Here is a 19,596-nt window from a genome sequence, read left to right as displayed (position 1 = left end):
TATTGTGCAGAGAAGAAATTAAACTAAATTTTGTTCGACTTCTATTTTTATTTGAATTAATTTCTACTTAACGACTTTGCTTACGAAAGTTCTCTTTTCAATCATTGCACTCATAGGTAATTCTGCTACCTGAATGGTACTCCTAGCTGGAAATCAGTCACAAATATAGTTGTTTTCAAAACTGAATTCATTTCTAGACCTTTTTCTATTAAAATGTGCTTTAAATTTTCTAAACATTGTCTTGCTTGGTCTTCAATGCCTATAGCTAATTTATTAGTATTAGGATTTAAAGGGAGTTGCCCCGAAATATAGAGAATCCCTTTTGATAATACCGCTTGGGAATATGGTCCAATAGGTTGTGGCGCATTATTTGTTAAAACTGCTTCTTTCATAATAAAAATCTCCTTTTTATCTACAATATTTTTCTCGTAACTTTTTGACCGTTTGTACAGATTCTTTAATTTCATTATCTTGGGCCAATAACATTTGTTCTAAAAGATCATCACTTGGATAGTATGTTGTTAAAGGATCAATCAGTTTTTGATTGAAATACGGTTTTTACATCTTAAATGATTAGCTGTTTTTTCTGATAGGCTCTTTTCGTAAAGATTGTTGTTTTTAAAACGAAACTATTTAAGGTTGATTGGAGCGGAAGTGCGAGACTCCTGCGGGAGCAGCGGGACAGGTGAGACCCCACAGGCGTTTACGCCGAGGAGGCTCACCGCCCGCACCAAGGAAAGCGAGCATCTGGAGGGGAAATCAACCACAACTCACTACCTGGTAAATAGCAACAAAGTATGTGAAAACAGCCTTCTGATAAAATCGAAAATATTCATTCAACCTATAATAAACTGCAAGTGAAAGCTTTCTGTTTCTAATCCAATTTTCATTTGTTACCCAAATTTAAGCCAATTTATATATTGATAAAAAATTAAACATTCATTTAATTATCTTCCAAATATCGGTTAGTTTGTTTTTTCTTTTTTAAAATTTTAACTGAATAGTTACTTATAATAAAACCTATAGCTGCAAATGCAATCATAATCAAAAATACATATCTATATCCAGTAATTCCAGGATTGTGATCCAGAATATTACCATACATGGCAAAGGCGAAAATTGAAGGAGCATAACCAACTAAACAAGCTACTGATACGGCAGCACCGCTTATTTCTTTTGGAATATCAATTTCATCTAATGGGGCAAAAAACACAGCCCGTTGAGTAAATACAATCGTTCCGAAGCCAAGTGTCGCAATTATTCCTATATAAATATTCATTTTGTCATGTGGAAGCATAATAAAAATTATCATTGCAATAATGGATAAGAGAAATGTAAATCTAAGGTATTTTGTCGCTGATTTAAATTTTTTATCAACTAAGAATCCACCGATGGGACCGCCTATCATTTTTAATCCGTATTGGTTTATAATCCCATATGCACCTAATAACGCTACCGGCATTCCATAAATTTCTTCCAAGAACGGAATAAAGTAAGTTAAACCTGCGTAAACCGTATAAACGCAAAATATTGTAAATGAGGAAAACCACAATTTAGGAGTTTTAATTGCTTGAATCGCACCTTTCAAAACTATTTTATTTTTACTAATTTCTTCTCCACCCTTATCAAACGTTTCAATAATATCGTCCTCTATAAAGAAATAACTAATAATACCAACAATAATTGTAATCAAGGCAAAGAATAAAATTGCGGCTCTGAAACCTAATGACTCAGATCCTAACCAAATAAATATACCTAGAGCAGAGAATGCAACGATTGTATCTACAACACCACGGCCAGCTTCAAGAAATCCAAACATCCTGCCTTGTTCGTCGGAGTCTCCAAGCAATCTAACGGTTTTTATCAATACTGGCCAAAAAGTAATCTCTGTAAATAAAGCCATTACTCCCCAAGAAGCTAAAATTCCATAATAACTTGGTATAGTAGATAAATAAATCCCAGTTGCACCTACCCCAATCAATCCAAACGGAATTAACTTCCTTTTAGAAAATCTATCAGTGATATAAATGGAGACTACATAACCAAACATTTGCACAATAGCATATACAGATAATGCCAAACCTATTTGGGTATGTGAAAGATGAAAATATTTTTGCATCGGAATGTAAAAAGCATCTTTTAAGGATGATAATTTAAATATTGTTCCTCCTCCCAAAATTAAGATACATAAGGTAAACCATTTTTTGACCTGCTTCTTTGCTACTGCCATAAACAATCCCCCCTCATAAACAGACGATTTCCAAAAGTCCTGCCATTATGATATATATCCATGCCATTTTATCGCTCGCTCCTTCGGCATTGACACTTATTTTTGAACCTCGAAGTTCTCCATATATCGATAAATCGCATAAGCTACCCCGTTCTCATCATTTTTCATGGTTGTCGTTGTACAAACAGCTTTTATGACATCTTTCGCATTTCCCATCGCTACGCTGTATCCAACTTTCTGGAACATGGATAAATCATTGTTGCTGTCCCCGATTGCAATAGCCTGATCTAAGGAGCCATTCATCAAAAAAGCCAATTTTTCAAGGGCCATTCCTTTTGAAGCTCTTTTACTAGTAATTTCAATGTTGTGATCAGCAGATGAAACAACCATCAACTCATCAAACTGTTTGAATTGGTTCCATGCTTCCTCTAATTTCTTTTTATCGAGAGAACATGCTAATACGTTATAGAATTCTTCCTCCTGTTTTAAGATATCATGATAGTTTTCAACTAAAACATATCCAAACTGGTCAAATTGCCTTTCCGCTACTTCAACTAATTCTTTCATATCTGTATTCAAATCTGCGCTTTTCAAACTTTTAATCTCATTATGGAAATGTTCTCTTCCCTTTTTAAGAGTATAAATGGCTTTATCAGTAAACACTTCGTAATAATAATTACGTTCATCTAACCATTGGAGAATAGATTCGACACGATCTTTAGTTATCGTAATAGAAGAAATGCACTTTCCGCTTTTGGAATGAATGGTTGCGCCATTTGTCCCGATTACAAATGGGGAAATCCCGGCTTTTTCACAAATTGTTTGAACGTCAAAATAAGCTCGTCCTGTTGAAATAACTACTTCAAAGCCTCTATCTTGGGCATATTGAATCGCCTTTATATTTTCATCACTAATTTCATTCTGGTCGTTTAATAATGTTCCGTCTAAATCTATCGCAATGAAACTCATGCTATATAGCCCCTTTTCTCATTCTATCTATTAAATTCTCTTTCTAGCTTTTATACCTGCTCTCAATAAAAAGCCAATCTTAATGTGGGATTTTTAATGTTTATTACTGTTTATTACGGTTCAATCATAATTTATCAATATAAACCCCACATTAATCCAATGTTAAGGTTTTGTAAATCAGGTCTTAATTTGTCCAATTCACCTGCTCTTATTTTCATTATCAACTAGAAAAAAGCCTCAACAACTGACCGTAAAGAGGGGAAAGTAAAGGCAAATCTATTAAAGATAAAGTGAAAAGTTTTTTATTCAAACATATCACTCTTTTCAGTTCGTCATTAAACAAAGCTTCTGTTTAGCTAAATAACACTTATGCAAAAAACTCTCTTGAAACAAGAAATTATCGGTCTTATAAAGAAATTTTCGTTACAAAAGAAAATAAGCCTGAACCAGAATAAATGGTTCAGGCTTATTTTTATTAGTTTAAACTAATAACCTTATTCATAAATATCTTTTTTCATACCAAAATATTTTTGGTCGCATATCGTTGCCAAACGGCAATTTTATGGTAATAGTCATAACAACACCCTGAATCCAATGATTCAGGGTGTTGTTTCAAAATTATTCTCATTTTAAGAAGTAGGTTTCTTCGCTTCATCATTTCCCGCCTGAAACCTTGGAAAACCAATCAAGATGGCAATAATTCCACAAATTCCAATAAGTATTGGGTAATAAGAATATGGCAAGATGCTTATAGGGGAAATCTTTGCTACCCCTGCTGCAACAAGGAGCTGTGCCCCATATGGAATCAACCCTTGGATGCAACAGGCAAAAACGTCAAGCAAGCTCGCCGATTTACGTGGATCAATCCCATACTTCTCGGCAATATTTTTGGCAAGTGGCCCGGCAATGATAATCGAAATCGTGTTATTTGCCGTTGAAAGGTTCGTCAAACCAACAAGCCCGGCAATGCTGAATTCCGCTCCTTTTTTTGATTTGCTATTTCGGGTCACAAGGTGGAGTAAATAATCGATGCCACCATTATGTTTGATTACAGCTACCATACCTGCAATTAAAATGGCAAGGAAGGAGATTTCATACATTCCCGCCATTCCTTCCCCAACCTTTTGAATGACACCCAACGGTTGATAACTTCCATCAGCCAAGCCGATAATTCCGGCAAATACAATTCCGATGGAAAGGACCAGGAACACATTGACTCCTGCCAATGCAGTGATCAATACACAAAGATATGGAAGGATCTTCACCCAATTATAAGCATGTTGGGAAATTTCGGCTTGTTCACCCATCGTTAAAATTCCTAGGATGGCACATGTGATGATGGCCGCAGGTAAAACGATGAAAAAATTCACTTTAAACTTATCCTTCATTTTCGTTCCCTGTGTTCGAACTGCAGCGATTGTCGTATCCGAAATGAAGGATAGATTATCACCAAACATCGCACCACCAATAACGGCCGCCATTGAAAGGGCAAGCGAAATATCTGTTTGCTCACTAATTCCAACCCCAATAGGTGCTAGGGCAACAATCGTTCCCATGCTTGTCCCCATAGATAAAGAAATAAAACAAGCAATAATGAAAATCCCTACCATTAATAGATTTTGCGGAAAAACAGCTAAGGCAAGATTCACTGTTGATTCAACTGCCCCCATGCCATTTGCAACCTTGGAAAAAGCGCCAGCCAAAAGGAAAATGATAACCATTAACATAATATTGGAGTCCCCGGCACCTTTACAGAAGATTTCAACCTTTTGATTGAAAGTCTCTTTCCGATTCATTGCCAATGCAGCTGCTGATGCGATAGAAATCGCTACAATCACCGGAAATGAATAAAAATCTTTAGTGATGATTCCGGAGCCAATAAATAAAATTAAAAAAACGACAAATGGGATCAATGCCCAGGGATTCCCTTTATTGTTTGCACTCATGATGAACACCTCTTTTTATTTTTCGCATGACATGTGTCACAGCCCTTATTCTTTTAACAGTTTTTGCAAATAACGCTAATAATAACCTGATATGCCCACTAATGGAATCAACAACTTTAAAACTGTCGGCATAAAAAAAGACCTCTTCCTTTAAACAACAAGAAGAGGTCTTTTAATTTATAAAAAACGCCCCCCTTATCTTTCAGGCAAAAATTAGCCTGCTGGATTTGGCACAGCACTCCTATTAAGTCTGCTGCCGAGACATCTTCGGGCCAGTCCCTCCGTCTCTCTTGATAAGAAGATCTAAATTATATAATTTATCAAATATTACGATATCTACCAGAAAAGTACCAGACTGGAAACTCGCCGAAACCATCTGAGTTTGTGAAAGTGACATCGAAAGCCATATTGAAAAGCAAATATAAGAGTACAGCATTTTATGTATTTTCGCAAGGTTTAGTTTTAAAGAATTTCACATGTGGACCTTAATATAATAAAGGGCCTTTTACAGGTGCAGTAAATAAGGTTTTTTCAATAATGATGTACTTGTTATACTATGATCCAAATCCTGTCTTTTATCAGGAAGAAACTAAAAATAAAAAGAGGTCTAAAGAAAGGACCTCTCAGCAAATTTGTTGTATCAGGTTAGGTGAATTATTTTTAGTAGAGTTCACATCAGTCGATACCTCAAATGCTTCCATCTGTTCAGGATCGAATGATTTTAAATACTGCTGCAGATATGCAGGATCATTAATGGATGGATTCAACCAATCTTTTTCATCTTCAGGTTTTAGGATGACAGGCATACGATCATGAATGCTGGTCATTAGCTCATTAGGAACGGTCGTTATAACTGAGCACGAATAAATGTTGATGCCCTCTGGAGATTTCCAGGATTCCCAGAGACCGGCCATACCAAATGGAGCATGATTCTTAAGCTTTATTCGCATGGGTATTTTTCGCTCGGGTTCCTTCTTCCACTCATAAAAGGAATCAGCGATTATCAAGCATCGTTTCTTCTTATACGCATTCTTGAAGCTTGCCTTCTCAGCAATGGATTCCGCTCTGGCATTGATCATTTTGTAGCCCACTTTTTCATCTTTTGCCCAAAAAGGAATGAGTCCCCACCGAAGATATCCAAGTCGATTCCTAGTCCCGTCATTAATGACGGATAGCACAGAGTGGGAAGGTGCAATATTGTAACTGAATTGGTATTCTTCATCAAATGATCCTTGAATATCGAACCGGTCTTTTATTTCTTCAATGTCAGTGAAAAGGGTGAAACGTCCGCACATAATATCGCCTACCGTTTTAAGATTTATTACAGTGTAACAAATGGAACGGGCAGGTACAAATCAGCGTTCTAAAATCCTGATGTCGGTAAATGGTTGATTGAATAATTCGCTGGAAATCAAAAGTGTTCCAAGGACCTCTCTTTCATCTTCAGCTTTAATGATTTCCGACAAAATTAATGTACTGCCATTCCTGACCGTTACATTATATTCATTCATAGGATCCCCCCTCATAAGGCTAGATGGTTGTTATTATAAACCAAAAACCTACAAGTATCATTATTGACCTTTAGCAGAGTCGTGGTTAATCCACTAATGAGGAGCCTATACAGTGGCTCCATTAAACTTGATTACCCTTAAGATTAATCACCCGAAGCAATCCGAGACCCTCATTTCATAGTAAAGGAAGCTTGTAATCTTCCATTTGCATTCAAAATAACATATAGATAAAAAAGACTGTCCATGAATAAAATCATAGACAGTCTGGTCAGAAGGTTTTTCACTTCAACAAATTTATACTGGTAATGATAATAGGGATAGCAAAAAGGTCGATGAGGAATGCCCCTACGATCGGTACGATAAGAAATGCCCTTCTCGAAGGACCAAATTGACCTGTAATGGCAGACATATTTGCCATTGCGTTGGGAGTTGCCCCTAATCCATGTCCGATAAAGCCACCAACCATGACAGCTGCATCATAATTCTTACCTAGTAATCTGAATAATACCAATGTACCAAGAAGTACTATGAAAAATACCTGGACGAAAACAATTAGAAGCATCGGCAATGCCAAATCGGCCACTTCCCATAGTTTTATGCTCATTAAGGCCATAGATAGAAAAATTCCCAATGTTACGTCTCCGATTAGATCGATGCTTTTCATATCCACAGCTTCTCTTTTAAAACCATCAAGAATATTTCTAACGATAACCGCTACAAACATTGCTCCTACATAGCTTGGCAAAACAAAACCGGTTGAACTCGAGAAAAGCTCTCCTAAGTAAGAACCTGCTGCCATACAGAATGTTATGATCAGAATCTGGATCATGAAGTTTTGGGCGTTGATCCCTTTGGGTGAATCTCCGTTCGCTTCCACGGCTGCTGCCACTTCATCATCAATATCCGCTTCGGATGGCTGTAATTTATACTTAGTGATTAAATATTTAACGGATGGACCACCAGCTAACCCGCCTGCAACCAAGCCAAAGGTTGCTGCTGCAAGTCCAATGGATAAAGCGGAACTAACCCCAAGATCTTCAATTGTCCCACCAAATGCAGTAGCTGCCCCATGGCCTCCTTCCATCGAGATGGGGCCCATTACTACTCCTAATAAAGGCTCTAAATCAAGTACGGTTGCAAGTGAAACTCCTATCATACTCTGAAAAAGAGCCAGGGCGCCACAAGCCAGCCAGTAAATGACGAGCAGTTTCCCACCTAGCTTAACAAGTTTAAAGCTTGCCCCTAACCCTACAGTTGTAAAGAAAGTAAGCATGAAAAGGCTTTGTAAAGTAGTATCCAATGTTAAATTGATCAATCCAGCCTGTCTGAAGATTGTCACAAGTATCGCGAACAATAATCCTCCCACTACTGGAGCCGGTATGCAAAACCTTTTAAGGATGGGAATCTTCCCAATTAACAGTCCACCCGCCAAAAGCAGTGATACGGCGAGAAATAAAGTTGTGATTTGATTTAATTCCAGATTCATCGTATGTCTGCCCCCAGATGTATAATTTATTATTTAAAATGCAGCAATACCTCATTTATTAAATGTGCTGCCAATGTAACGGTTTTATTATTTTCGTCCAACGAAGGATTCACTTCCGCGATATCAAAGGAGAGGATCTTTTCGTTTGATACGACATGCCTAATAATGGCACGGACCAATTTCGGATTCAGTCCAAATGGAGAGGGTGCACTTACCCCTGGTGCGTAGGCTGAATCAATAACGTCAGTACATAATGTAAGAATGATGAAGTCATTTTTTTTAACGAATTCATTTATCCGCTGCTTGGTTTCATTCATTTCGTTCAATGACAAATCTTCTTCCAATATGTAGTCGACCTTACTCCTCTCAGCAGTTTTAAACAGGGCCTTCGTATTTCCCTGTTTCTGAATTCCGACACATAAATATCCACAACTTTGATCTTCGTCCAAAATCTGTTTAAACATCGTTCCTGATGAACTTTCTTTTTCATAAGGCCTCATATCAAAGTGAGCATCAATATTAATAATCCCCAATCTAGCCTTTGGTCCAACGTATTTCCTTATCCCAAGATAATGACCATAAAGGGTTTCATGTCCTCCGCCAAGTATGATAGGAATCGCTTTACTCTCCAATATCTGGGCAACAGCTGATCCCAGTTGAGCTTGGGCATCCTCCATCTCTGAACCTTCACAGATTACATTTCCAGCATCCACCAGTTCGGATTGGGAGGATAAATGACATGGTAATTTCGCCAAGGACTGCCTTATATGATCAGGACCCTCTGCAGCACCAATCCTGCCTTTATTCCTTTTGACGCCTTCATCACATTTGAAGCCAATCATTCCAAAGGTTCTGGATGCTTTGGGAGAGGTGTTTAATTCCGAAATCGGTGACAAACGCACTCTTTGGTGGTACCTGAAGCTGTCCATTTCAGAATGGGAATCAATCCTTCCATTCCAATAATCTAAAATCGGTTTATTATACATAATTTCTCCTTTATTAAAAAAATTCTGAAATATCTTTTTTTAAAATTATAATTGAGATAATATATAATTACCAATACAAAATTTTAATATATCTATAGTTTTAAACTATAGAAAGGAGAATATATGGATCTTCGCCAACTACGTTATTTCACTACCGTTGTCCAGGAAAAGAATTACTCTAAAGCTGCTAAAATACTGCATATATCTCAACCTTCCTTAAGTAATGCCATAATGAAATTAGAAAAAGAAGTTAGTTTTCAGCTTTTGGAACGTAATACAAGGGGACTTGAGCTTACGGAAGCAGGGGGGATTTTTTATACGAGATCTGTGGATTTGTTAAGAAGATTCAATAATTTTCAAGTGGAACTTGAGGAGATGAAGCATGTTGGAAGTGGAACAATATCTATAGGTTCCATTGAATCATTCAAAATCTGGTTCCCGAAGATAATCAGGAATTTTAAAATCAATTATCCTAATATTCATTTCAAAGTCAGGGAAATATTGGGGGAAGAAAAGGTTATCGAATCGTTAAATCGGTTTAATGTTCATTTCACCATCACGAACCAGCCAATTAACCATGAGAAAATCATATCTGCACCCCTATACAATGAAAAATTCGTGCTTTTGGTCCATAAAGATGACGAATTAAACGAAAAAGAGTCTATCACTTTCCAAGACCTTGCAAAGAAAGAATTGATCATCAGTACAACTGGATTTCAAACAAGAGATGATATCTTAAAAGCATTCAAGCATGAAAAGGCACTTCCCAATATTATTTACGAAATAGAAAGACTTGAAACAGCTTGCAGTTTGGTGGAAGAAGGACTTGGTGTTACAATTTTACCGGAAAGCTATGTAAAATCCGTTACAACAACCGATACTTCAATCCGTGCAATAGAATCTAATTTTTTGGAAAGGACTGTATACCTGGCCTACTTGAAAGATCGATATCTGTCACCTGCGGTATGTAAATTAGTTGAGGAGATACATCGCTTTTTTAATGAGAGTGATAGAATCGACTAACTAAAAAAGCAAATCTTCACTGAAAAAATGCACAAAAAATATTCCCCTTTCTGCACAATGCACAAGGGGAATATCATTAGTCTGGACCGTTTCACTTCCAATTTCCTTCTTACATCTTTTTAAAGGAATCCCTGTCTGGACTGGTTATATTAGTCAGGATGAAATCAATTCGTGACGCTACCATCATCGTCGGGATCTTCAAAATCCGCTGGATCTTTTTCCAATAGTGCCTCTTTGTCTGTTTCGTTCCATTTTGTTTTATATCCTAACGATTTCGCTACTTTTAACACCGGTAAATACGATTTTTTATCTGGTTCATATGTTCCTAAGTCACCTGCTCCAATTACACCCAATCCAAGTAGCAATTTGTCTGATTGGATATAGGGTTTTTCATCTATCAGTTTCATTTGTTCAGCAGTATAGGGATAAACGGCTCCATTCACCTTTAAGGTAAACGGTCCTTTCTTTTCTTCTTTTATTTCTTTTGGCTTTTTAGCTTTATAGGAAACATCATACACTCCTTGAACAGTTCCTTCTCTCGTATTGTCGGCTCCTCCATACATTTTCCCTGTTTCATAATCAAAAATGACAGCTTGCACATTACCGATATGTTGGGGTTTTTCTTCATAAACATGGCCTTTTGCCATTAACTCCAGCCTTGTATTTTGTTCAATTCCCGGTTCCCATCTAACTGTAGGATAACCAGCAGAATAAATACGTGGAGCTAGTATGGCATCTTGAATTCGCATATGATGATCAAGCACATTCATAATCGTTTCAGATACCGATGCTATTATCGTCGCTCCGCCTGGTGAACCAATGGCCATGAAGGGATTGCCATCTTTTAATACAAAGGTCGGGGACATACTGCTTCTTGGTCTTTTTCTTGGTTCCACCTGGTTAACGCCCCCCGGTGTGGCATCAAAATCCGTCATTTCATTATTAAGCATGAATCCATAATCAGGTACCATGATACCCGATCCGAATACTTGCTCGATTGTAGTCGTATAAGCAACCATATTTCCCCACTTATCCATTACAGAAAAGTGAGTCGTTTGTCCAATCGGGGTCTGCTCTTCCTTAACGTTCTTCATTGAAGTCGGTTCTTTGCCCTCATACTTCCATGGATCGCCTGCTTTGACATCAACTGTTGATCTATTTGGATTAATGAGTTTTCTTCTTTCTTTTATATAATCTTCATCCAATAGTCCTTTAGTAGGTACATCATAAAAATCTTCATCTGCCATATAGGCAGCTCGATCGGCATATGCGAGATGCATGGCTTCCGTTAGATAATGAAGATACTCAGGGGAGTTAGCCCCCATCTTTTGTACATCGTATCCTTCCATAAGCTTCAGGATTTGTTGGATCGTCAAACTGCCTGAACTTGGTGAAGCTGCACCCACCAATTCAAAGCCCCTATATTCCGATCTAATTGGTTCTCTCTCTTTCACCACATAGTTTTCCAAATCCTCTTTTGTCATCGTTCCTTCACGTTTTTGAACTTCTTTGGTAAGTGCTTCTCCGATTTCACCTTTATAAAAAACGTTAGAACCTTGTTCTTTTATTAACTTAAGAGTCTTTGCCAGATCTGGCTGAACGAGGGTATCTCCCTCTACCAATGGTTTTCCATTTGGCACAAAAACTTTTGCAGCCGCTTGGTTATTTTCAAGTTTTTTTACATTTTCGTCGATATATTGAGCTGTCGCCCAATTGACTTTTACCCCTTTTTCAGCTTGTAAAATAGACTGGTCGATAACTTGAGATAATTTCAATGTTCCATATTTCTCAAGAGCAGTTTCTACCCCTAAAAGTGTTCCGGGAACTGCAACCGCTTTCCCAGATATGTGCCGTTTACTAAAAGGTATAGGTTTTCCCTTTGAATCTAAAAAAAGTTCAGGCGTAACATTTTGTGGTGCCATTTCGCGACTATCGATCATCGTTATTTTATTTTCCTTTTTATTGTAGATCATCATAAAACCACCGCCGCCGATTCCAGACATCATTGGCTCAACTACATTTAACGATAATTGAATGGCAACTGCTGCATCGACTGCATTTCCACCTTGTTTTAGTATCTTTATACCCGCTTCAGCTGCTAACGGATGAGAAACTGATACGATTCCATTTGTAAAACCCTTTCCCATTGACTTATCCACTCCGGGGACACTTGCAAAAGCTGGTGTGATCATACAAAAGAAACTGAAAGTAACTAAAATAAAACTTTTTAAAAATTTCATGAATTAGTCTCCTTTCAAAAACAAAATTGGGATTTCACCATACGGCAAGTGGATATACGGATGACCCTCGATCTGCAAGTCGGGAATATACTGGTTAATCTCTAAATTGAAGCAGTATGCACATTCCCTTTGGCTGTTAGGTAAGTTCTCTCAATGATGATTCAATTCAAAAAATCACCCCCCCTGAATTTTCACCATGACTCTTCACTAACCTTTACATCCGGATTGAAAATTGAAGCCTCAACTTTTCTCTATACTTTGCTTATGTTCCAAGATATTGGGGCTGTCGTATTTGTCGCTCTTTCCAAGATATTGTAAAGCCAGCAATACGATAAATGTAGTTAACCCAACGATGTCCGATATCGTTTCAGGATAGATTAATAGTAAACCAACGATTATAGCGAGGATTCTTTCTATCCAGTGCATTCCCCTCATCCAGTAACCTATAACTCCAGCACCAATTGCAATCATGCCTGACAGCGCTGTAAGAACGACCCAGGCGACCTCCAGCCAAGTTGTATCGATCATTAGTAATTGTGGAGAGAGAACAAAAATATACGGAATGATAAATGCAGCAATAGCCAGTTTTGATGACTGTATCCCCGTTTTTATCGGTTCACTGCCCGCTACCCCTGCCGCTGCAAATGCCGCTAATGCAACTGGAGGAGTTATATCTGCTATAATGCCAAAATAGAAGACAAATAGATGTGCAGATAAATCAGGGACGCCAAGCAAAATGATCGCAGGTGCTGCAATCGTCGAGGTGATCACATAGTTGGCAGTTGTAGGTGATCCCATTCCTAAAATAATTGCCGCTACCATCGTTAGCATCAGTGTTGGAATTAAATATCCACCAGAGAAATCGATTAATCCATTTGCCAATTTCAGCCCAAGCCCTGTTTTCGTAACTATTCCTACAATAATGCCGGCTGCTGCGGTTGCAGCAGCAACCGCAAGTGCAGTCCGGGCTCCATCCACTAATGCATAAATGATATCGATGAATTTCATGCGGACATCCTTGTTTATGAATCCTACAAGAACTGAGATAAGAATGGAATACAAGGCTGCATGTGTAACCGTTATATTCAGCATGAGCAGGAAGATAATGGCGATGATCGGAATTAACAAATAAAGTTTACTGATCACTTCCTTTTTATTTGGCATTTCTTCTTTCGTTAGTCCACGTAATCCAAGTCGTTTCGCTTCAAAATGGGTCATGATCCAAATTCCTGAAAAGTAAAGGATAGCTGGAATCGTAGCCGCCTTTGCTATATCCCAATACGTAATCCCATTCCCAATGAATTCAACCATTAAAAATGCCGCCGCCCCCATGATCGGAGGCATTAATTGACCGCCAGTAGACGCGGCTGCTTCCACTGCCCCTGCGAATTCCTTCTTGTATCCAAGATTTTTCATCATCGGTATTGTAAAGGATCCTGAAGTGACAACATTAGCCACAGAGCTTCCGCTGATCGTTCCTTGCAGAGCACTGGAAAAAATCGCAACTTTCGCAGGTCCCCCTATCCTTCTACCGGCAATAGACGTTGCAAGATCATTGAAGTATTGCCCGACACCCGTACGGACAAGAAAGGAACCAAATAATAAAAACAGGAAGATGAATGTCGATGAAACAGCTAACGGTGTACCTAAAATGCCCTCTGTCGAGAAGAACATCGTTTGCACCAAACGTTCCAGCGTTAAACCGCGATGAGAGAGGAATCCTGGCATATACTGACCAAAAATCCCATAGAAAACGAATAATAAAGCAATGACCATAATAGGAAGCCCTACTGCTCGTCTAGTTGCCTCTAAAACTAGCAGAATGGCCATTAAACCAACCACAAAATCCACAGCGCCTAAGCGTCCTACATTCATGACGATATCCTCGAAAAATAATGGCCAATATGCACCTACGCCTATACTAAGGATCGCTAAAATGATATCGTACCAAGCAACTTGAAATTTTCCTTTCTGACGCTTCTTCCGGTTTGCAGGAAAAAGTAAAAAAATCAAGGAAAGTGCAAACCCTAAATGTATCGTCCGTTGGATTTGTGCTGTAAAAACACCAAAAATAGCAGTATATAATTGGAATAACGAAAAAGCTAAGAGTCCAAAAAATACAATGTGTCCCAAAACGCCGGTTAATTTCCTTGTCCCTGCTTCAGGATCGTACTTTTCCAATAATTCCTGTTGTTCCGCTTCGGTTAAATACTGCATTTTTTCCTTATCAGCCATGAATCTTCACTCCTTTCAACTGTTCCCATATTGAAATTCTTTCCGATGAAATCCTGACCCATGTTCCTGGCTTAATAAAGTCTGCCAATGTATATGTTTTTTTATCATAAACTAATCGATGGTTAGCTCTAACTTGCCCTACACGTAAATCTATATAAGCGAAATTGCGATTCATATTTTTTATGAAGTAGATACCGTCTTTCTCTTCGAATACTTCCTCCCCCTCTGCATTAGAAGGCATACCGACCGCAAAATCACTATAAGCAAGTTCGGTTTGTTCGATTTGCTTATCGGATAAACGATATGATTCCAGTACCTCCGAGAGGTGGATGGAGTGTGTATACTTAATCTGGAAGTTTTTTTCTCTTTTCAATGGCAAGTACGCGACTAATTCCCCTTGGTCCTGGTAGGAAAATGCAATTACATGCTTATACGGAAAAAATAATAGAAAAGCGATGATCAGAGGTGTACCAAAAGCCATGAATATCTTGAATTTCATAGGTACCCCTTTCAAAATCTGAAATCCCATTCAGAAAAAACGAGGCCGATAGGCCACATATTGCGAGCTACCGACCAAATTTCATTACTTGGAAACACCTTTTTCTTTAAAGTATTTTGCAGCGCCAGGGTGAATTTCCATATCCCCTAATCCTTCAAGTGCAGTCTCTGCTGTAATGAACTTGCCCTTGGCATGTGTGATTTTATCCGTGTTGTCATATACCGCTTTTGTCATTTCATACACTAAATCTTCATCAAGATCCTTTGTAACCACTAACATTGCTTTAACAGCAACTGTTTTAACATCGGATTTGATTTTATACGTACCGCTTGGAATTGTGTCTTCTGCATAGTATGGGTATTTTTTAACCAACTCTTGAATCTTGTCCTCTGCAATAGGCAGGATAATAATATCATTTTGTACGGATAGCGCATCAACCGCACCAGTTGGTGTACCGGCCGTAATGAAAGCTGCGTCAATACTTCCAGCTTGGATTCCTTCCGTCGACTCATCGAAAGAAAGATTTTGTCCTTTAATATCTTTCTCAGTCAACCCATGGATCTCCAGGATTTGCATTGCATTGATGTAAGCACCAGAACCCGGTGCACCTACTGATACCTTTTTACCTTTCAAATCCTCGACTGATTTAATTCCACTCTTTGCCGTCGTTACAATTTGAACCGTTTCAGGATATAAAGAGCTGATCGCTTGTATATTGTCTATAGGCTTGCCATCGAACATTTCTTTTCCTTCAAGTGCATATGCGGCGATATCCGTTTGCGAAAAAGCGATTTCAGCTTCTCCAGCTCTTAAAGTTTCCATGTTTTCAGCCGAGGCACCAGATGTCTGAGGTGTTATTTTCGCTTTTGTTTTATCAGAAATGATTTTTCCAATTTGTCCCCCAAGTGGATAGTATGTACCTCCCGTTCCACCAGTCAACAAACTCAGGTTTTGGTTTCCGCTGCCGGATACTTCTTCCTTACTGTCTCCGCAGGCCGTGATAATACCGGTCACTGTCAGAATCATAACTAATAAAAAGTACTTATTAAACTTTTTCATAAAACTCCCCCCCATTGTTTTTCATCATCTGCAAGAGATGATACTATTATTATTCTACCGACCACCCCACTTTTCCTTTTTTTTGCAAAATTAGACACAATAACTAAAAGTCCCACTATCGATTAAAAAGTTTTATTTATCTCAAGTAAACAAGCAGAGATTTGTAAAAACACCTGCTAAAATTCGGAAAATTCTGTTATTTAATGAGTTCATTATCCTCTTTATTACATTTTTATCCTTAATTTAAGGATAATATTGACTCTTCCGTTTTAGAAATATATTATTGTTATAAACTTATAAGTCTTTATTATAAAAATACAAACTTTTAACATATTTCTAGCCTTTAATCGTTATATACAAATATTATTTGAGAGGGTATATTTGAGGTCCGCCCTTCCTTTTACTAGCTATTTTTAGTGTGTATTTTCAAATCTGACTAAAGTGGGTGATTGTTTGAATTTCCTATCCCTCCGCTATTTCATAGAGGTTTCTAACCATCTTAGTTTCAGTGAGGCTTCCAAAACCCTGCATATATCCCAGCCAGGACTTAGCCAACAGATTTTATCCCTCGAAAAACAATTAGGCCTTAAACTATTAAATCGAACGACAAGAAAAATTACATTGACGGAAGAAGGAGAGTACATCTATAAAAAACTTGCCCCTTCCTTTGAAGATATTGAGAAAACAGTGAATTACATAGTTGAAAATAAAACCATCCCCAAGCCCAAAATGAAGATTGCTACTGTCCCCTCTGCAGCTAGCATATATATCCCGAAGTTATTGAAAAAGATAGTGGGGGAATACCCGGAAACAGATTTTTACCTGCATGAAACAACATCCTCAAGAGCAGTGAAGCTCGTAAACCAACAAAATTATCACATCGGTTTCATCCGAACGCCCATACACAATAACATCATCGCAAATGAAGGATTAAGCATGATTGAATTCAAAAGGTTCCCTTTACAATTAGTCGTTTCCATTGATCATCCACTAGCCCAAAAGGATGCTATACACTTATACGAAGCAAGGGACGAATCTTTTATCCATTATGATGCCGTCCAAGCACACTCCCTTCAATTCCTTTTGGAAAAGGCTTGTCTGACTGCTGGATTTTCACCTAAAGAATTATGTAAAGGATCCGAATTATTAACGATTGCCAACCTTATATCCAATAACTTAGGTGTTGCTCTCATGCCGAAAGATATGGTGAGTTTGTTGGGAAAAAGCAAAGTTAAAGCATTGAACATCGATAACTCTGAATTATCCAGTTCCATATCTGCAGTTTGGAAAAACACGGATGATGCGTCAATGCTGACTAAGCATATTTTAAAAACGTTAAAGAATGATCAGACTTTTTACGATATATGAGATTCTTGGCTTAAAAAGCTGCGAAACAACTCGGAGTGAGAAAAACCATTTAGTATTAATAATATTTGTTAACACTTTACCTTTTAAATGATTCATTTTTTGCATTTTGTGAAATTTCAAAAAAGAGCCCCTCTCGATTAAAAGGAGGGGTTCGAAATAACGGGTTACGCATAAAGTGAAAAAAGCCCCATTTCTCGTTTATGACACTGAGAAATGGGGCTTTTAATTTTGGATAATTTCACTTCTAAACTTCGTTAAATAATTTATCACTGGTTATTTGAAAAACCTCGAATCGGATAAAACTCTACTAAAATTATCCAAAAAAAAGGAAAACATCAGGGGCTTTCAATCCCCCTGATGTTTTCTTTTTGAATATCATGTACCTTTATTTATTCCCTGGAGCAGGTTGATCGACCCCTCTAACTCGATGTTTATGCCCATCATCTTCAGTTGTGTAAAAATCATAATAATGAACGTGCATTCCATTGCCAACAGGAATGGCTGGTCCCGAATATGCCTTATAATAATGGTTATGCCCATCCTCAAATACCACATATCCTTCTGTATAGTGAATATGTTCTCCCTCTTGTGATGGAATTGGCGGGGATGTTACATCCAGACATTGATGGACATGGCCGTCCTCTACAGATGTATAATCAACGGACCCATGATATGATGTGGAACAAACCCAGAAACAAAATCATCTTTTCCTACCTTGTTCAATCCATTCACCCCTTATATATTAATTATCATAAATTCTATAAACTATATGCTTGGAACAATAAGGAGGTTCGTAACAATCATAATTAAAAAATCGTAAAAGTATACTTTTACGAACGATTTTCCTGCCTGCTGGAGCCTATGTGAACATATACAAACAATTCAATATTTTAACAAATTAACGTGTTAAAAAAATAGATTGATTTCAGCAAAGAGTAAAGATATAATCATCATGATAATGATTATCAATTCCATTAATGAACAGTAAAGGATGAATTAAAAAATGTTACATAATCCCTCTCTAAAGGGACTCAAAAAGCGTTCAAATGGTTTTCTGCTATTGTGTTTATTCATTCTGGTGATTATTGGATTAGTGCTGTGCCTATTTTTGGCTGTAACATTTGGAGCAAAAGAGGTTAGCATCAATACGGTGTGGTCAGCGATTTTTGATTATAATCCCACACTGACACAGCAACAGATTATCCACGAACTACGGCTTCCACGGGTGATTGGCGCTGCATTAGTCGGAGCAGCTTTTGCAGTTGCAGGTGCTTTGATGCAAGGAGTCACCCACAACCCCTTAGCTGACTCAGGAATACTTGGTATTAACGCAGGGTCAATGTTTGTGGTAGCCCTTAGTTTCGCTTTCTTTCCAAATATACCATATGCTGTCTTGATGGTTTTTTCATTTATAGGAGCTGTGTTGAGTACATTATTCATTTATATAATAGGCTCATCTGTGCCGGGAGGATTAACACCTATAAGGCTAACAATCTCAGGTGCAGTGATAGCAGCGCTCCTACATTCACTTAGTTCAGGAGTGGCCATTTATTATGATTTGAGTCAGGATTTAGCATTTTGGTATGCGGGAGGTGTAGCAGGGATAAAGTGGAGTCATTTGAAAGTGCTTGCTCCTATTATTCTTATCGCAATTATTTGGGCAATTTCATTAGGTCGATCTGTATCACTCATTTCAATGGGCAATGATATTTCCACCAATCTTGGTGTGAATACGAATCGTATTAGAATACTAGGAATGATAGTAGCCGTTATTCTGGCAGGAGTTTCTGTTTCGGCCGTTGGTTCAATAGGTTTTGTTGGACTTGTAATCCCACATATTTCACGAAAATTGGTTGGAGGATATTATCAGCTCATTATTCCAATGTCAGCATTATTGGGTTCGATTCTGTTAATACTGGCTGATCTGGGTGCCAGAACGTTGAACCCGCCTAGAGAGCTGGCTATTGGTATAATGGTGGCCCTTGTCGGTGTTCCTTTTTTTCTCTATATTGCTCGTAAAGTAGGGAGGGACTTATAGGTGAAA

At 37.9% G+C, this 19,596-nt stretch carries 15 protein-coding genes, 1 pseudogene and 1 riboswitch; of the genes and pseudogenes, 3 read left to right on the top strand and 13 right to left on the bottom strand.

Annotated elements, in window-relative coordinates:
- Positions 1-125: 125 nt before the first annotated feature.
- The 8 genes from UP17_RS10065 to hutG form a co-directional block, all read right to left on the bottom strand.
- On the bottom strand, positions 126-392 hold the full coding sequence (locus tag UP17_RS10065; protein ID WP_061462889.1) for a RidA family protein: 267 nt from the start codon (positions 390-392) through the stop codon (positions 126-128).
- 551 nt (positions 393-943) lie between these two features.
- Positions 944-2,230 (bottom strand): MFS transporter, encoded by a 1,287-nt coding sequence (locus tag UP17_RS10060; protein WP_061462888.1) that lies wholly within the window; start codon positions 2,228-2,230, stop codon positions 944-946.
- A 96-nt stretch (positions 2,231-2,326) separates the two neighbouring features.
- Positions 2,327-3,199, bottom strand: a complete 873-nt coding sequence (locus UP17_RS10055) for a Cof-type HAD-IIB family hydrolase (protein ID WP_061462887.1) — start codon at positions 3,197-3,199, stop codon at positions 2,327-2,329.
- 629 nt (positions 3,200-3,828) lie between these two features.
- Entirely contained in the window at positions 3,829-5,145 is a 1,317-nt protein-coding gene (locus UP17_RS10050) for a Na+/H+ antiporter NhaC family protein (RefSeq protein WP_061462886.1), read from the bottom strand.
- Positions 5,146-5,337: 192 nt separating this feature from the next.
- Positions 5,338-5,445, bottom strand: a riboswitch (SAM riboswitch).
- A gap of 323 nt (positions 5,446-5,768) precedes the next feature.
- Positions 5,769-6,440, bottom strand: coding sequence for an SOS response-associated peptidase (locus UP17_RS10045; RefSeq protein ID WP_061462885.1), 672 nt, complete (start codon positions 6,438-6,440; stop codon positions 5,769-5,771).
- Positions 6,441-6,500: 60 nt separating this feature from the next.
- Positions 6,501-6,656, bottom strand: coding sequence for a hypothetical protein (locus UP17_RS27490; RefSeq protein WP_155727292.1), 156 nt, complete (start codon positions 6,654-6,656; stop codon positions 6,501-6,503).
- 280 nt (positions 6,657-6,936) lie between these two features.
- Positions 6,937-8,142 (bottom strand): sodium/glutamate symporter, encoded by a 1,206-nt coding sequence (gene gltS, locus UP17_RS10040; protein WP_061462884.1) that lies wholly within the window; start codon positions 8,140-8,142, stop codon positions 6,937-6,939.
- A 29-nt stretch (positions 8,143-8,171) separates the two neighbouring features.
- Complete coding sequence (hutG, locus tag UP17_RS10035; protein WP_061462883.1) at positions 8,172-9,128, bottom strand: formimidoylglutamase; 957 nt, start codon at positions 9,126-9,128, stop codon at positions 8,172-8,174.
- 123 nt (positions 9,129-9,251) lie between these two features.
- Between hutG and UP17_RS10030 the strand changes: the two genes are divergently transcribed.
- Positions 9,252-10,151: a LysR family transcriptional regulator gene (locus UP17_RS10030; RefSeq protein ID WP_061462882.1), complete on the top strand. Its 900-nt coding sequence runs from the start codon at positions 9,252-9,254 to the stop codon at positions 10,149-10,151.
- A gap of 164 nt (positions 10,152-10,315) precedes the next feature.
- Here the strand turns inward: UP17_RS10030 and ggt are convergent, their stop codons facing one another.
- The 4 genes from ggt to UP17_RS10010 form a co-directional block, all read right to left on the bottom strand.
- Positions 10,316-12,391 (bottom strand): gamma-glutamyltransferase, encoded by a 2,076-nt coding sequence (gene ggt, locus UP17_RS10025; RefSeq protein WP_061462881.1) that lies wholly within the window; start codon positions 12,389-12,391, stop codon positions 10,316-10,318.
- Between the two features lie 240 nt (positions 12,392-12,631).
- On the bottom strand, positions 12,632-14,626 hold the full coding sequence (locus UP17_RS10020) for a TRAP transporter permease (protein ID WP_061462880.1): 1,995 nt from the start codon (positions 14,624-14,626) through the stop codon (positions 12,632-12,634).
- Complete coding sequence (locus tag UP17_RS10015; protein ID WP_061462879.1) at positions 14,619-15,125, bottom strand: DUF1850 domain-containing protein; 507 nt, start codon at positions 15,123-15,125, stop codon at positions 14,619-14,621. Before UP17_RS10015 ends, UP17_RS10020 begins: the two co-directional genes overlap by 8 nt.
- A gap of 84 nt (positions 15,126-15,209) precedes the next feature.
- Complete coding sequence (locus UP17_RS10010) at positions 15,210-16,184, bottom strand: TAXI family TRAP transporter solute-binding subunit (RefSeq protein ID WP_061462878.1); 975 nt, start codon at positions 16,182-16,184, stop codon at positions 15,210-15,212.
- Between the two features lie 453 nt (positions 16,185-16,637).
- Here UP17_RS10010 and UP17_RS10005 point away from each other — a divergent pair, with 453 nt between their 5' ends.
- A complete protein-coding gene (locus tag UP17_RS10005) occupies positions 16,638-17,552 on the top strand; it encodes a LysR family transcriptional regulator (protein ID WP_061462877.1) in 915 nt (304 codons plus the stop codon).
- 385 nt (positions 17,553-17,937) lie between these two features.
- Here UP17_RS10005 and UP17_RS10000 read toward each other — a convergent pair.
- A pseudogene (locus tag UP17_RS10000) lies at positions 17,938-18,275 on the bottom strand (YmaF family protein).
- Positions 18,276-18,555: 280 nt separating this feature from the next.
- On the opposite strand from UP17_RS10000, the gene UP17_RS09995 reads away from it, so the two are divergent.
- Complete coding sequence (locus UP17_RS09995) at positions 18,556-19,590, top strand: FecCD family ABC transporter permease (RefSeq protein ID WP_061462876.1); 1,035 nt, start codon at positions 18,556-18,558, stop codon at positions 19,588-19,590.
- Positions 19,591-19,596 lie beyond the last annotated feature (6 nt).

Origin of the sequence: Peribacillus simplex (assembly GCF_001578185.1) — a bacterium.
Classification (GTDB): Bacteria; Bacillota; Bacilli; order Bacillales; family DSM-1321; genus Peribacillus; species Peribacillus simplex_A.
This window is presented reverse-complemented; position numbering and strand designations above follow the sequence as displayed.

Coding starts and splice junctions, on each gene's coding strand:
- UP17_RS10065 (WP_061462889.1), bottom strand. CDS start 392: ATGAAAGAAGCAGTTTTAACAAATAATGCGCCACAACCTATTGGACCA.
- UP17_RS10060 (WP_061462888.1), bottom strand. CDS start 2,230: ATGGCAGTAGCAAAGAAGCAGGTCAAAAAATGGTTTACCTTATGTATC.
- UP17_RS10055 (WP_061462887.1), bottom strand. CDS start 3,199: ATGAGTTTCATTGCGATAGATTTAGACGGAACATTATTAAACGACCAG.
- UP17_RS10050 (WP_061462886.1), bottom strand. CDS start 5,145: ATGAGTGCAAACAATAAAGGGAATCCCTGGGCATTGATCCCATTTGTC.
- UP17_RS10045 (WP_061462885.1), bottom strand. CDS start 6,440: ATGTGCGGACGTTTCACCCTTTTCACTGACATTGAAGAAATAAAAGAC.
- UP17_RS27490 (WP_155727292.1), bottom strand. CDS start 6,656: ATGAATGAATATAATGTAACGGTCAGGAATGGCAGTACATTAATTTTG.
- gltS (WP_061462884.1), bottom strand. CDS start 8,142: ATGAATCTGGAATTAAATCAAATCACAACTTTATTTCTCGCCGTATCA.
- hutG (WP_061462883.1), bottom strand. CDS start 9,128: ATGTATAATAAACCGATTTTAGATTATTGGAATGGAAGGATTGATTCC.
- UP17_RS10030 (WP_061462882.1), top strand. CDS start 9,252: ATGGATCTTCGCCAACTACGTTATTTCACTACCGTTGTCCAGGAAAAG.
- ggt (WP_061462881.1), bottom strand. CDS start 12,391: ATGAAATTTTTAAAAAGTTTTATTTTAGTTACTTTCAGTTTCTTTTGT.
- UP17_RS10020 (WP_061462880.1), bottom strand. CDS start 14,626: ATGGCTGATAAGGAAAAAATGCAGTATTTAACCGAAGCGGAACAACAG.
- UP17_RS10015 (WP_061462879.1), bottom strand. CDS start 15,125: ATGAAATTCAAGATATTCATGGCTTTTGGTACACCTCTGATCATCGCT.
- UP17_RS10010 (WP_061462878.1), bottom strand. CDS start 16,184: ATGAAAAAGTTTAATAAGTACTTTTTATTAGTTATGATTCTGACAGTG.
- UP17_RS09995 (WP_061462876.1), top strand. CDS start 18,556: ATGTTACATAATCCCTCTCTAAAGGGACTCAAAAAGCGTTCAAATGGT.